The sequence below is a fragment of the Flavobacterium rakeshii genome (assembly GCF_009741375.1).
In the GTDB taxonomy this organism is placed as follows: domain Bacteria; phylum Bacteroidota; class Bacteroidia; order Flavobacteriales; family Flavobacteriaceae; genus Flavobacterium; species Flavobacterium rakeshii.
The window spans coordinates 104,683-119,384 of record NZ_WOWP01000024.1 but is presented as its reverse complement, the minus strand read 5'-3'; the positions used below and the strand labels follow the sequence as shown (position 1 = coordinate 119,384).

Annotated in this window: 14 protein-coding genes and 1 pseudogene; 11 read left to right on the top strand and 4 right to left on the bottom strand. The window is 31.3% G+C overall.

Features of this window, described 5'->3' with window-relative positions; genetic code table 11:
* Window position 1: 1 nt before the first annotated feature.
* The 4 genes from GN157_RS07925 to GN157_RS07910 form a co-directional block, all read right to left on the bottom strand.
* Window positions 2–406 (bottom strand): hypothetical protein, encoded by a 405-nt coding sequence (locus GN157_RS07925; RefSeq protein ID WP_157482771.1) that lies wholly within the window; start codon window positions 404–406, stop codon window positions 2–4.
* A gap of 268 nt (window positions 407–674) precedes the next feature.
* Window positions 675–1,217: a hypothetical protein gene (locus GN157_RS07920; RefSeq protein ID WP_157482769.1), complete on the bottom strand. Its 543-nt coding sequence runs from the start codon at window positions 1,215–1,217 to the stop codon at window positions 675–677.
* Window positions 1,218–1,411: 194 nt separating this feature from the next.
* Window positions 1,412–1,936, bottom strand: a complete 525-nt coding sequence (locus GN157_RS07915) for a hypothetical protein (protein WP_157482767.1) — start codon at window positions 1,934–1,936, stop codon at window positions 1,412–1,414.
* A gap of 116 nt (window positions 1,937–2,052) precedes the next feature.
* The gene (locus GN157_RS07910; RefSeq protein ID WP_157482766.1) at window positions 2,053–2,934 is read right to left on the bottom strand and encodes an AraC family transcriptional regulator; all 882 of its coding nucleotides are present in this window, start codon (window positions 2,932–2,934) and stop codon (window positions 2,053–2,055) included.
* Window positions 2,935–3,246: 312 nt separating this feature from the next.
* Here GN157_RS07910 and GN157_RS07905 point away from each other — a divergent pair, with 312 nt between their 5' ends.
* The 11 genes and pseudogenes from GN157_RS07905 (at window position 3,247) to GN157_RS07855 (ending at window position 14,702) form a co-directional block, all read left to right on the top strand.
* The gene (locus tag GN157_RS07905) at window positions 3,247–4,224 is read left to right on the top strand and encodes an SDR family oxidoreductase (protein ID WP_157482970.1); all 978 of its coding nucleotides are present in this window, start codon (window positions 3,247–3,249) and stop codon (window positions 4,222–4,224) included.
* A 29-nt stretch (window positions 4,225–4,253) separates the two neighbouring features.
* Window positions 4,254–5,525: a nucleotide sugar dehydrogenase gene (locus GN157_RS07900; RefSeq protein ID WP_157482764.1), complete on the top strand. Its 1,272-nt coding sequence runs from the start codon at window positions 4,254–4,256 to the stop codon at window positions 5,523–5,525.
* Between the two features lie 14 nt (window positions 5,526–5,539).
* Window positions 5,540–6,931, top strand: a complete 1,392-nt coding sequence (locus GN157_RS07895) for a UDP-glucose 6-dehydrogenase (protein ID WP_157482762.1) — start codon at window positions 5,540–5,542, stop codon at window positions 6,929–6,931.
* Between the two features lie 154 nt (window positions 6,932–7,085).
* Complete coding sequence (locus GN157_RS07890) at window positions 7,086–8,507, top strand: lipopolysaccharide biosynthesis protein (RefSeq protein ID WP_157482760.1); 1,422 nt, start codon at window positions 7,086–7,088, stop codon at window positions 8,505–8,507.
* A 2-nt stretch (window positions 8,508–8,509) separates the two neighbouring features.
* Window positions 8,510–9,652: a polysaccharide pyruvyl transferase family protein gene (locus GN157_RS07885; protein ID WP_157482758.1), complete on the top strand. Its 1,143-nt coding sequence runs from the start codon at window positions 8,510–8,512 to the stop codon at window positions 9,650–9,652.
* Between the two features lie 7 nt (window positions 9,653–9,659).
* Window positions 9,660–10,745 (top strand): EpsG family protein, encoded by a 1,086-nt coding sequence (locus GN157_RS07880; protein WP_157482756.1) that lies wholly within the window; start codon window positions 9,660–9,662, stop codon window positions 10,743–10,745.
* The gene (locus GN157_RS07875; protein WP_157482754.1) at window positions 10,742–11,518 is read left to right on the top strand and encodes a glycosyltransferase family 2 protein; all 777 of its coding nucleotides are present in this window, start codon (window positions 10,742–10,744) and stop codon (window positions 11,516–11,518) included. The genes GN157_RS07880 and GN157_RS07875 overlap by 4 nt, the downstream gene beginning before the upstream one ends.
* A 2-nt stretch (window positions 11,519–11,520) precedes the next feature.
* A complete protein-coding gene (locus GN157_RS07870) occupies window positions 11,521–12,555 on the top strand; it encodes an ATP-grasp domain-containing protein (protein ID WP_157482752.1) in 1,035 nt (344 codons plus the stop codon).
* A 144-nt stretch (window positions 12,556–12,699) separates the two neighbouring features.
* Window positions 12,700–12,960 (top strand): annotated as a pseudogene (locus tag GN157_RS07865) (hypothetical protein); the annotation flags it as partial.
* Window positions 12,950–14,107, top strand: coding sequence for a glycosyltransferase family 4 protein (locus GN157_RS07860; RefSeq protein ID WP_157482748.1), 1,158 nt, complete (start codon window positions 12,950–12,952; stop codon window positions 14,105–14,107). The pseudogene GN157_RS07865 and the gene GN157_RS07860, both read left to right, overlap by 11 nt.
* The gene (locus GN157_RS07855; protein ID WP_317163523.1) at window positions 14,100–14,702 is read left to right on the top strand and encodes a sugar transferase; all 603 of its coding nucleotides are present in this window, start codon (window positions 14,100–14,102) and stop codon (window positions 14,700–14,702) included. The genes GN157_RS07860 and GN157_RS07855 overlap by 8 nt, the downstream gene beginning before the upstream one ends.

Below are 14,702 nucleotides of genomic sequence, written 5' to 3'. Positions count from 1 at the left end.
ATTACTGAGGTACCACTGTATAAATTACATTAGTAGTGTATGTACCCGGTTCTTTGTTTAAATAATTACTGGTTTGTGAGGCAGGGATGGAGTAAGTAACATGAAAACCGCGTGCGCTCTCGCCTTCTCCAGAAGACACTATGTTAGTGTTTGAGGTAGATAATGGCACAGCGCTATTTATCTGTAAACTAGCTGGAGCTGCGCTGCCTGATCCTGTTAGATCATCACCCAGGGAAGTTGCTATCATTATGGTATTAACCGGTAATGTAGTCATGTTTCCGTTTAACGAAAAGTATTCGGTGGTAGCTCTCACATTTATCTCGTAACCATTATTTGAGGTTACTTTAATGTGATTGGTTTGCTGGCCCGACGAATTTCCGTTAATGTAATGGGTAGACAGGCCCATGTCTATATTTACAGAGGGCTGTGTTACTTCTATACTAATTACCTGGCCGATTAAGACATTAACCTGCGTTTCGGCTGAACCGATTTGGGAGAAAGCAAAAAAGGGGCAAGATAGTAACAGAAGCAAATAATAAATTTGCGGTATTTGTTTCAATGGGGGGATTTTCTTTGCCTTTATTGCATGCAAAATAAGTATACTGCATGTACAGAAAAGCACCAACTGTAATAGTATACAGTTGGGGCTGATTCCTAAAAACTTTCAGTATTTATTATAGTGCGTATAGCGAATAAGTTACTGTAGTAGTATATGTTCCGGCAGAGTGGTTAAGATATTCTGAAGCACTTTCTGAAGGAATTGAATACTCAATGTTGTAACCTCTTAATGATTCACCAGTTTCGCAAGAAATAATAGTGTTCTCTGTTGAATTACTTAAAGACTGAGCAGTAAGTGTTGGAGAAACAGAACCTTCTGAACCTGCACCAAGGTAAGAGCCTAGTGTTGGAGTAACAGTAATAGTGTTGACAGGGATAGTTTCTGAACCTGAAGTAAGGTCTGAAAAAGCAATTACTTTAACTTCATACTCTCCTGTAGCACTAATTTGAACGTGATCAGCTTTTTGACCTGAAGTATTACCAGACTGGAAGTGTTCAGGAGTGTTCATGTCGATGTCAACCGATGCATTAGCAACAGTAATTTCAAATGAACTTGCTAAGTTTACGTTAAGTGTTGTTTCGGCTGTGTCTTGAGCGAATAGTGAGTTTGCAGATAATGCAATGATTGCAACAGATGCAATCTTGAAAAAATTAGTCATTAGTTTGTATTAATTTTAGTGGGACAATTCTTAATACCTAGGGGGCTAAGTAGTAAGGTTTACTTTTTGTTAATTTTAACGCTGCAAATGTATGGTGTTTATAAGAGATGATAATAGTCAAAAAAATACTTTTCGCTATCATTTTAAGTTAAATGTAACATTGTGCTAATTTAATGTTATATATATGTATGTTTTTAAGGCATTAGTATCGTGTATGTAATTAAGGTAGAATACGTTCCTGTAGGTTTGTTTAAGTATTCTTCTCCTCCCGATACGTGGTATTCAATGTTGAATGACCTTTTAATGTCTCCGCTATTTGACTGTACAAGCGTATTGTCTGTAAGCGATAAAGTAGTAGGTGACAGGTTTATATTGCCTAGTGAATCACCTCCTATGTTTCCTTGTGTTGGTGTAACTGTGACAGTCCCAATGTCAATAGTTGCTCCTTCACTGATAAGGTTTGAAGCGGCAGAAACTCTTATTTCATAATTACTGCTGCTCATTATTTCAATATGGTCAGACTCATTGGTAGATTTACCGTTGATATAATCTGACGAGTTATTTAATGATAAGGATACATTACTTTGGTTTTCGTTTACTTTTATGCTTTGAATATCATTTAAGTTAATATTCAGGTTTGTGCTCGAGTTGCTTTGAGAGTATGCTGTGTATGTTACACAGTTAAAAACAACGATTAAAAGTAAAATCAACTTATTCATATATCCGCCCCTCTAAAATCAATACACTCCAAATATAGTAGATTAATGTATTGGACGTGTTATGAGTGTATAAAGAAACGTTGAAGTGAAAATAAATTCGACGAAATGCATAAATGTTACGGTAAGAGGTTGTTTTTTTGGGTTGAGTACTCTCTATACTCCCTTGGTGACATGTTTACAGCTTTAGAGAAAAATCGTATAAAATTACTTGGTTCTTCAAAGTTTAATTCAAAAGCAATTTCTTTAATATTCATTGGGCTATGGAGTAGTAATCTTTTGGCTTCCAATATGGTTTGTTCGGTTATTAGTTTTTTTGGAGATTGTCCGTAAATGTTTTTACAGGCATCTGTTAGTTTTTTTACAGATGTGTTCAGTTCTTCAGTGTAAAATTTTAATTGTTTCTGTTTCTTAAAGTTTTCTTTTATCAGCTGTCTGTAATTGTGTACCAGTTCGTTCTCCGGATTTGTGATTTGATTAAAACTTTCGGGAGTATTGGAGTGTGCTTTTTCGTGGCAATACAATAGTAATCTCTCAATACTGTTGTGTGCAATCATGTATTCGATTTCATTATATGGTTGGGAGCATTGTTCTGAAAGATTCTTATAGTGTTGTTCAATGCTTATTTGGGTGGCATTGTCGAGTTTGAATTTGTATAGTTTTTTCGAGTTATCAAAAAAGTAGCAGCTGTTAATAAAGTTGATGTCGGTTTCATGTCGACAATAAAAGCTTTCCTCAAAACGTAGTACTAATACTTCAAAGGAGGAAGGGTTTTCTATTTTAAAGACCTGATTGATGCCTATAAAGGCGCATTCTCCTTTCTTTATTTTTATTTTATTTATGTCTATTTGTAAAACAACTTCTCCTGATCTCACATAAAACATGGTGTAGAAATCTCCGCGACACGAATGGTTTATTATTTCGGATTGCTTAGGAGTGACATAAAAAGCATAATAACCAAACGGATGAATGTTTTTGTCTATGTGTAGTTGTTTAATCATTTTTTGAATGTGTCGTGTTTTTTCAAAAATATAAAAAACATGTTCTTGAGCAACTATGTGTTTGCTTTTTCGTTATAGTTGTGTTTTTGTTCTGTAATGTGTTATTGTATTGTTAAATACTTGTAGATATTATACGGGACGGTAAAAAATGATATACTTTGCGCTAGTTATTTTGTAGATAAATAATGGCGCTGCTGAAATAGCGTTTTAGGGGAAAAACCCTGTAGTTTAATTTAAATGTGGTTTAAGAATATAATCTGACTATATTTGCATGAATTTTTTAACAAAAATACCCAACCAAATCAATACATGATGGAAAATGCAGCGAAAGTTTTAATTACTGGTGGAGCCGGTTTTATTGGTTCTAACTTATGTGATTATTTTTTAGCTAAAAATTATAAAGTAGTTTGCTTAGACAACTTTTCTACAGGTCACAGAAAAAATATAAATCATCTTTTAGGGAATCCTGACTTTACTTTAATTGAAGGTGATATAAGGAATCTTGCTGATTGTCATAAGGCAGTGAAAGGTGTTAGTTATGTTTTACATGAGGCTGCTTTAGGTTCTGTTCCCCGTTCAATAAACGATCCTATAACCAGTAATGATGTTAATGTTAGTGGTTTTTTGAATATGCTTACAGCTTCGCGAGATGAAGGTGTAAAAAGATTTGTTTATGCTGCGAGTTCTTCAACTTACGGTGACTCTGAGTCATTGCCTAAAGTTGAGGATAAAATTGGGAAGCCTCTTTCGCCCTATGCGATTACAAAGTATGTAAATGAACTCTATGCTGATATTTTTAGTAAAACATATGGCATAGAAGTGATAGGTTTGCGTTATTTTAATGTTTTTGGCAGACGCCAGGATCCTAATGGTGCTTATGCGGCAGTTATACCAAAGTTTGTAATGCAGTTTATGAAGCATGAAAGCCCTGTTATTAATGGAGATGGTAATTATTCCAGAGATTTTACATACATAGATAATGTTATTCAAATGAATGAACTTGCTATGTTGACAGAAAACCCAGAGGCTATTAATACAGTTTACAATACGGCTTTTGGTGATAGGACAACACTTAATGATTTGATAGGTTATCTTAAGGATTTACTGGCAGAATACGACTCAGAAATAGCTAACGTTGAAGTTGTTCACGGTCCTAATAGGGCAGGAGATATTCCTCACTCGCTTGCAAGTATAGATAAAGCTTCGGGTTTACTGGGCTATGATCCTAAGTATTCCCTTCAGGCAGGTCTTAAGGAAGCTGTGACGTGGTATTGGGCTAATTTAAAATAATGTATTTCTTTTTTATATAAAACAGGTTTATGAAAATAGCGATAATAGGGTTAGGTTATGTAGGATTACCATTAGCAAGGTTGTTTGCTACAAAATATTCTGTAGTAGGATTTGATATTAATCAGTCTCGTGTTAATGAACTTAACTCTGGTAAAGATAGTACGTTAGAAGTAGAAGATGTTTTATTGCAATCTGTACTGAAAAAAAGTGCATCTGAAGATGTAGGGTTGTTTTGTACAACTAACTTAGAAGATGCAAAGGATTGTAACTGTTATGTAATTACAGTTCCAACTCCTGTAGACAGGAATAACAGACCTGATTTGACTCCTTTATATAAAGCTAGTGAAACGGTTGGTAAAGTGTTATCAAAAGGGGATATTGTGATTTATGAATCTACGGTATATCCTGGTGTTACTGAAGATGAATGTGTTCCTGTGCTTGAAAAAATAAGCGGTTTAAAGTTTAATGAAGATTTTTATGCCGGTTATTCTCCAGAAAGGATTAATCCAGGAGATAAAGAGCATACAGTGGAAAAAATATTAAAAGTTACTGCCGGTTCAACTCCTGAAATAGGTAAGAAGGTAGATAATTTGTATAAATCGGTTATTGCTGCAGGAACTCACTTAGCTCCAACGATTAAAGTCGCAGAAGCAGCAAAAGTTATAGAGAATTCTCAAAGGGATATTAATATTGCTTTCGTAAATGAGCTAGCTAAAATTTTTAATTGCCTAAATATTGATACTCATGATGTATTAGAGGCTGCGGGTACAAAGTGGAACTTCCTTCCTTTTAAGCCGGGGCTTGTAGGTGGACATTGTATAGGTGTTGATCCATATTATTTGGCACAAAAAGCTCAGGAGGTAGGGTATCATCCTGAAATTATATTAGCAGGTAGAAGACTTAATGATAGTATGGGCGAATATGTAGCCTCTCAGGTAGTTAAGCTTATGATTAAGAAAGGGATAGTGGTAAATGGAGCTAAGGTTCTTATGCTAGGTGTTACTTTTAAAGAAAACTGTCCGGATGTTAGGAATACTAAAATTGTTGATGTTATAAGTGCTTTAAAAGAGTATAGTGTAGAGGTTGATATTTATGATCCATGGGCTAGTCCTAAAGAAGTGGAGCATGAATACGGTCTTAAGGTTACTAATACTCAACCAGAAGAAAAGTATAATGCAATAATTTTAGGTGTAGCACATAATGAATTTAAAAATTTAAATTATGAGGTGATTAAAGCTGATAACGGAGTTGTTTATGATGTAAAAGGAGTTCTTGGGGAATTGGCAGACAGTAAATTATAAAGAGATTAAGAGAAATGAAGGTTAAAAATATATGTTGTATAGGAGCAGGTTATGTAGGAGGTCCTACTATGGCTGTTATTGCTTATAAGTGTCCTGATATAAAGGTTACTGTTGTAGATGTTAATGAAGCTAGAATCAAGGCATGGAATGATGAAGATATTTCTAATATACCTATATATGAGCCAGGGCTGGAAGATTTAGTAGCTGAAGCAAGAGGTAGGAATCTGTTTTTTTCTACCGATGTTGAAAAAGCTATTGATGAGGCTGAGATGATTTTTATCTCTGTTAATACGCCTACAAAAACTTATGGTTTAGGTAAGGGAAAGGCAGCTGATTTAAAGTATATTGAGCTTTGTGCTAGGCAAATAGCTTCTGTAGCTAAAACGGATAAAATTGTTGTGGAAAAGTCTACGCTACCTGTTAGGACAGCTGAAGCAATTAAGAGTATTTTAGATAATACAGGAAATGGGGTAAAGTTTGAAATTTTATCTAACCCGGAATTTTTAGCAGAGGGTACTGCTGTTCAGGATTTATTAAATCCTGACCGGGTATTAATTGGTGGAGGAACAGATGAAGACGGATTTGCCGCAATTAATGCTTTGGTTGAAGTGTATGCTAATTGGGTTGACAGAGAAAAGATTTTAACTACAAATGTTTGGTCTTCAGAGTTGTCAAAACTTACAGCTAATGCTTTTTTAGCTCAAAGAGTATCTTCGATTAATGCAATGTCAGAACTATGTGAGAAGACAGGTGCTGATGTGAGTGAGGTTGCTAGGGCAATAGGTATGGATAGCCGCATAGGATCTAAATTTTTAAAAGCGTCTGTAGGTTTTGGAGGTTCTTGTTTTCAAAAAGATATTTTGAATTTAGTTTATATAGCAAAATCTTATGGTCTTCATGAAGTAGCGGATTATTGGGAGCAGGTTGTTATAATGAATGATCATCAAAAAAGACGTTTTGCAGTTAATATTGTTAAAACCCTTTATAATACTGTTTCAGGTAAAAAGATAACTTTTTTAGGCTGGGCCTTTAAAAAGGATACCAATGATACCAGAGAGTCAGCAGCTATATATGTTGCGGATGATCTATTAAATGAGCAAGCAAACATAGCTGTTTATGATCCTAAAGTGTCAGATCAAAAAATTCTATCGGATTTAAATTATTTAGAGACAAGAAGTGAAGCTGAGAATAGAGAGGGTATAGAAGTAAATCAAGATCCTTATGAAGTCTGTAAAGATGCTCATGCGATAGCGGTTTTAACTGAGTGGGATGAATTTAAAGGGTATGACTGGCAAAAAATATATGATAATATGAAAAAACCTGCTTTTGTTTTTGATGGTAGGAATATTCTTGATGGTGAAGAGTTGAGAAGAATTGGTTTTGTTTATAAAGGGATTGGAAGATGAATTTATAATTCAAGTTAGATTTTTGTGATAGCTAGATTGTGTTTTCTGAGGTATTTCCTTCTACTTCTATAAATGATTAAGAATTATAAGATATCTGTATAGTTTGGTGTTTTGTAAATGAAAATGACTAGGCAAAATTTATAAAAATAAAATATTGGAAAAAAATAAACTAAATAAGAAAATAAAAACTGGAGTAATTTGGACAGGAATTGATTTTTTAAGTAAAGCGGGTTTACAATTTGTTTTACAGCTTTTTTTGGCTAAATTATTATTTCCTTCTGATTTTGGTATAATTGGAATGGCGATGGTTTTTTCTGTCATTATTCAGGCATTTGTAGACTTTGGTTTTGCTTCAGCTTTGGTTCAAATGTCTGAAGAAGAGGTGTCTGATAAGACATTTAATACTGCTTTTTGGACTGGTTTTACTTTAAATTTATTAGTGTATTTGCTTTTGTGTATTATTATTGGCCCTTTGGTCGCTAGATTTTATAATGAACCGATTTTAGTATATGTTTTTCCTGTTTTATCCTTGAATATAATATTCAATTCGTTTAACATGATTCAATTGGTGAAACTGACAAGAGATCTTCAATTTAGTAAATTAGCAGCAGTCAATTTTACAGGGAACTTTATTGCTTGCATTATTTCGATAATAATGGCTTACAATGGATTTGGACTATGGAGTATTGCAGTAAATGGTGCATTAACTTCTTTAGTGTGTTTGCCTTTATATTTATATTTTAATAGATGGTTACCTAGTTTTTCATGGGAAAATAAAGAAATTAGAAAAATTTTTAGTTTTGGTATATATGCTACGGGTACTCAGTTGACAAATAATATTACATCGCAAATAGATTATCTTTTGATAGGGAAGTTAGTTGATAAGTACAATGTTGGTATTTATTCTTTTTCTTTTCAGATCACGAGTATTATCAGGTCTTCAGTAGTTGGGGTTGTGTCAAAAGTAATGTACCCTATTTATGCGAAAATAAGGGATGAGAAGTTAGCTTTGAAAAACTATTACGGACAGATAGTTCGGTTTAATACTATGATAGTTTCATATATAATGATTTTATTGTTTTTGTATGTAGAGCCAATTTTGGAGTTTTTTTATGGAGATAAATGGGATGAAGCAATTTATGTGATAAAAATTTTGTCCATAAGTTCAATTGTGTACGTCTTGGCAGGTTCAAATACATCTTTGATTAGAGCTTTAGGGAGGGCTGCATTAGAGTTTAAAATTCAATTATTTAAGACGTTTTTTTTGTATATCCCCTCTATAATAATAGGGACTTATTACTATGGAATAATTGGTACAGCGTGGAGTATAGTTTTTAATGGCATTGTTTCTGTTATTATAGCAATGTATTTCATGAAGAAATTATTAGGTTTTACTTATAAGGATTTGTTTTATTCTATCTACAAAACTTTCGTAATAATATTTTTTGTTATAATTGTACATTTTAGTTTTCTAACTAATAATCAGTACTTAAAACTATCAATTTCAATTTTTATATTAATATTAGGTACATTGGTTTTTCAAGGAAAGGATATAATAAAAGTATTAAAAAAATAATTATGGTTGTAGAAATATATGGAGCTCGATTTGTAAACAAAGGGGCTGAGATGATGCTTTACTCTATTGTAAATAAAATAAAAGAAAAATATCCTGAAGCTAAGATTGTTCTTAGTTGTTCATCAAAAGCAGAGTTTGATTTGTTAACACAGAAAGGTTTTTATAAACGTATTACTTACCGTAAACACCTATTTGATTTTGGGGATTTGGGTAGGTTAATTCCAAAAAAAAATAGAGAAAAAAATAATATTATTTTAGAAAATGAAATAGATGTTTTTTTTGATGCTTCTGGTTTTGCTTATGGAGATCAATGGACATATAGAATGGCGAACTATACTGCAAACAAGTTTAAAAAGTATAAAAAAAATGGTACAAAGTTAATAGTAATGCCACAGGCTTTTGGACCATTTAATAAAAAGAATAATAATTACTATACTAGGCAGTTTTTAAATTTAGCGGATTTTGTTTTTATTAGAGACAAAAAATCCTTTGAATATGTGCAAAAATTAAATTTGAATCATAATGACATTAAGTTGATGCCTGATTTTACAATGTTACTTGCTTATCAAAAAGAAAGTAAGTATAATAGTTTAAAAGATTATGTATTCATTGTTCCCAATAAAAAAATTATATCAACATCGAGATTAAATAATATTGAAGAATTGTATATTGAGATGCTTAAAAATATGATTCTTAAATTAGAATTGTTAGGGGTCTCTGCGGCTTTTCTTATTCATGAAGGTATTGGTGATTACCATATTGCAGAGATGATTAATAATAAATTGCCTAAAAAAATTGAGATAGTATGGGAGAAGGATATTTATAAATTGAAAGGAATTATTCATGGAGCTAAAGCTCTAATTGGTTCACGTTTTCATAGTTTAGTTTCAAGTTTGTCACAATCTGTTCCATCGATTGCTATAGGTTGGAGTCATAAATATCAGATGCTCTTTGAAGATTTTAATACTGAAGATAATATAATCAAAATAGATGAAGAAAAACAGGTGTATTTAGATAAGATTGATAATTTCTTTAGAGAAGAAAAAATGAAAAATGAAATTGAGAATTTAAGAAAGAATAGTCTTGTTCAAAAAAATAAAATTGATGATTTATGGGATATAGTATTTGAGAAAGTTTTAAATTAATAATTTAATGGGTGATTTTTTCGTAGGGTATTACATACTTTATTCTTTTTTTTTCATAATAATTTTACTTGATTTAATTGGTGGTTTTTTTAACAGGAAGCTGTTATACTTAAAATTTCAAGATTTTTTCCTATTCCTGTTTTTAATAGCATTCTATATATTATTAGCTAATAGGAGTGTAAATGTGGGGGCTGATACAGAAAGGTATGTTAGGCATTATGAAAATATGATTTATCACGGTGGAGATGTATATGGTTCAGATTTTGGTTTTAATATTTTAAATAAACTTCTGATTTATATAAACGTTTCCCCTCAATATTATTTATTTTTTTTATCACTGTTGTTTGTTGTTCCCGTTTATTATGCATTCAAAAAGTTTGAAAATGTAAATAAAGTTTATTTGTTATGGTTTTTTTCTAGTCTGTTTATCTTTATTTCAATGTCTACAAATGTACTGAGGCAGGGAATTGGTGGAGCTTTTATTATGTTAGGAGTGAGTTTGTATTTAAACAATAAGAATAACAGTAAGAGATTTATTATTCCTTTTTTAATAGCTCCTTTTTTTCATTTTTCTTGTCTATTAGCTGTTTTTGTTTTTTTTACTAGTAAGTATGTTAGTGATAAGATTGTTTATTTAATATTGTTTCTGAGCATTTTGTTGTCGTATCTAGGTTTTAATTTAAATACGCTATTGGTTAATTTACCAATTGTTGGAGGTCTTTTTTTAGATAGAATGGATGGGTATTTAAATGATAATATTAAGGGCTATAAAACAGGATTTCGCATTGATTTCTTAATTTTTAATCTCTTTTTTATTATATTAGGTTATTATATTTCTAGACTAAAAGGGGTAAGTGATAGGTATAAAAAGTATAATTTTGTTTATCGTGTTTATGTTTTACTTACCAGTTATTTTATTATGATGTTTAATATTCCTTTTTCTGATAGATTTGGAATTCTATCATGGATTTTTATTCCTTTTTTAATATATCCTATATATGAAATGAATAATTTGCAATATTATAAATTGAAATTATTTTCGGTTTGCTTAGGTTTTTCTTTGTTTTTGATTTTTAATGTAATAGGTGTATGATTTCTATAATAACTACAGTGAAAAATGGATCTAAATATATTTTAGAAACATTGGAAAGTATCAAAAATCAAACTTTTAAGGATTTTGAACATATTATTGTTGATGATGGCTCTACTGATAACACTGTACAAATTTTAAATAAATTTCAGTTTGATAATCCTAATTATAAATTGCTTTTATTTCAACCAGGGTCTCTAGGTAGGGGTAAGGCTCTAAATTTTGCTATTGGTAAAGCGAAATTTGAGTGGGTAGCTATTATTGATGCGGATGATATATGGCATCCTGAGAAACTTAAAGCACAAGTAAATATTCTAAAAGTTCATCCGGAAATAACAGTTTTAGCTACTAAGACAAAATTGTTTTCCAAAAGTTTTGAATTTGATGATTTTAAAGTAATTACTTTTTATTTAATTAAACCAAAAAAAATGTTATATAAATCAATTATATCTCACTCATCTGTTATAATTAAGAAACAAGATGCTGTTTATGATGAAAAAAGAGTTTCTCAGTTTGATGCTGATCTTTGGTATCGCCTAGCTTTTAATAGTGATAAAACATTAGCGTTAATTGAGCAAGAATTAAATTTTCATAGAATTCATGAAACCCAATCTTTTGAATCTTCAAAAGGGCAATTGTATCAGATAAATGCAATAAAATTGAATGTAAAGTATTGTATAAAAACCTTTACTATATTCCCACTCATTATATATGCAGTAAAGTATTTTTATAGATCATTAATTCCAAGAAATATCAGATTTAAAAGAGTTAAGTAATTATGAATATAGCAATTCTATTCAATAAAAACCATAAACTCCACAGTACTAATTGGAGCCTAGCTTGGATTCAATATTGTGAAGATAATAATATAAGCTATAAAATAGTAAATCCATATGAAAATAGGGTGATCCATAAATTAATGGATTTTGACATAATTCTTTGGCATTTTAGTAATTATAGTTTTAAGGATATGTTAATGGCAAAAAATATTTTGTTTACTCTTCAAGAGCGAGGTAAAAGTGTATTTCCTTCTTATAAAGATGCTTGGCATTTTGACGATAAATTAGCTGAAACATATCTTCTGGAAAGTATAGATGCGCCTATTCCCAAGTCTTTTTATTATTATGATATTCAAAGTTTAGAATATGATATAAAAAATAATAAATTAGACTTTCCTATTATTGCCAAACTTAGAAATGGATCGGGATCTCATAATGTTAAAATGTTAAATACAAAAGAAAAGCTATTGATTTATGCCAAAAAGATGTTTAATTCAGGTATTAGTAGTGCTCCCAGTATTTTATATAAAGCATCTTCAAATATAAAATCCTCTAAAAGTATAAAGACCTTCATTAATAGGGCAAAACGAATTCCAGAATTTTTAAATTCTCTTTCAAATGCTAGAAAATTTAATATTGAAAGAGGGTATGTTTATTTACAAGAATTCATTCCAAATGAAGGATATGATTTAAAAATAGTTGTTGTAGGGGATAAATTGTCATTTATCGGAAGGAATATACGTGATGACGAATTTAGAGCATCAGGTGGGGGAGATTTGTTTTATAATAGAAGTAGGGTAACAAACGATATCATTCATTCAGCTTTTACAGTCTCTGATATCTTAGGGTTTCAATGTATGGGATATGATTATGTTGTAAATTCAAATACAGGTAAAGGCTTGATAGTTGAAATAAGTTATGGATTCTCACATCGAGCATTATTAGATGCAGGTGGCTATTTTGATAGAGGAGGTAGATGGCACGACGAACCATTAAATGTGCCTCATGAAATAATTAAAACGATGACTTTATAAGATATCTTTGCTTTTCAATAGTTTTAATGAATTAAAAGAATTATATTCAAATTTTGTTTAGAGGATTATATTTTTTTGAGGGATTTGTTAAAAATGTATATCCATATTTCAATAAAGCCGAGATTTGTGTAGTTCCCTTCAAGAGTTGAAGGTTTTCCTAATGTGCTTTTGAAGATGATGTTCCAAAATAGTAAAATAGTTTCTACTAAATGTGCAGGAGGTATAGATAAAATTAAAGGCGTTTTTGTTTGTGAAACTGAAGATGTAAATGCTTTAACTCATGCAATGGAAAAAGCTCTTGATTCGAATACGGATTATTGTAGAGTTTTGTTTGATAAGTTGTTGGAAGTTAAGAGTATAGATGGTTTTGTGGGTAAAATTGATTCTGTTATTTATGAAAAATAAACTCGTAAGAATTACAACTGTTCCTATATCCTTAGAGAAGCTCTTGGAGAATCAGCTTCGCTATATGAATGATTTCTACGAGGTGGTAGCTATTTCGTCTGATGAAGAAAGACTTAATAGATTTGGTGAAAATCAGGGTGTAAGGACTTATACTGTTGAAATGACAAGGACTATATCACCCTTAAAAGATGTTTTTGCATTGATAAAAATGATGAAGGTTTTAAAGAAGGAAAAGCCTTTTATTGTTCATACACATACACCGAAAGCTGGAATTGTTGGTATGCTAGCGGCAAAAATTGTAGGTATTCCTCACAGGTTGCATACAGTTGCAGGTTTACCATTATTGGAGACTAATGGCATGAAGAGAAAGGTTCTTAATTTTGTTGAAAAGCTTACATATAATTGTGCTACTAAAGTTTATCCAAATTCATATGGTTTAAATGAAATTATTGTCAGGGAAGGTTTTTGCGAGTCTTCAAAACTAAAAGTTTTAGCTAATGGTAGTTCAAATGGTATAAATACTGCTTATTTTAATTCAAATTTTTGGAGTGATAATGATAAACTTGTTTTTAAAGAGAGTTTAGGTGTTTTAGAATCTGATTTTGTTTTTGTTTTTGTAGGAAGGTTGGTTAGGGATAAAGGGATTAATGAACTGGTTCATGTGTTTGATAAATTAAGTTCAGGGATTAAAAATATTAAAATGCTTTTAGTAGGTCCATATGAATCAGAATTAGATCCTTTGTTGCCTGAAACTGTTGGTATTATAAAAAAGAATAAACTAATAATTGAAACAGGTTTTCAAAAAGATGTGAGGCCATACTTGGATATTTCTAATGTTTTGGTTTTTCCAAGTTACAGGGAAGGTTTTCCTAATGTAGTTATGCAGGCTGGAGCTATGGGACTACCTTCAATAGTTACAAATATTAATGGTTGTAATGAAATTATCATTAATGATGTTAATGGTTTTATTATATCTGTAAAAAATACAAAACAACTTCATGATGCGATGTTTAGAGTTTATGAAGATACTCAGGTTTATGAGTCTATGAGAGATAAATCCAGAGAGATGATTGTTTCTCGCTATGAGCAACTAGTTGTTTGGGAAGCAATACATGAAGAATATAAAAGTTTTGAGAATGATTTATAAAAATGTTTTAAAAAGATTAATTGACTTTTTGCTTGCATTGTTAGCTCTGTTAGTTTTTAGTCCTGTACTTCTTGTGGTTGGGGTATGTCTTTTTTTTGCTAATAGCGGAAAACCTTTCTTTTTTCAAAAAAGACCAGGAAAGGGCGGAAAGGTGTTCAGTATTGTAAAGTTTAAGACTATGACAGATGCGAGAGATGTAAATGGAGATTTGCTTTCAGATGCTGAGCGTTTAACTTCTATTGGCGCTTTCGTCAGAAAAACTTCTTTGGACGAGATTCCACAATTATTAAATGTATTAAAAGGTGATATGAGTCTTGTTGGGCCTAGGCCTTTATTAGTTCAATATTTGCCATTGTATAATGAAGTGCAAAATAGGCGTCATGAGGTGAAACCTGGTATTACCGGTTGGGCTCAGGTAAATGGAAGGAATGCAATTAGCTGGCAGGATAAATTTACTTTAGATGTTTGGTATGTAGATAATCTATCCTTCAAATTAGATTTAAAGATATTATTTTTGACTGTAAAGAAAGTGTTTAAGTCGGAGGGAGTTAGTTCATCAACTTCTGTGACTATGGAAGTTTTTAAAGGGAATTAG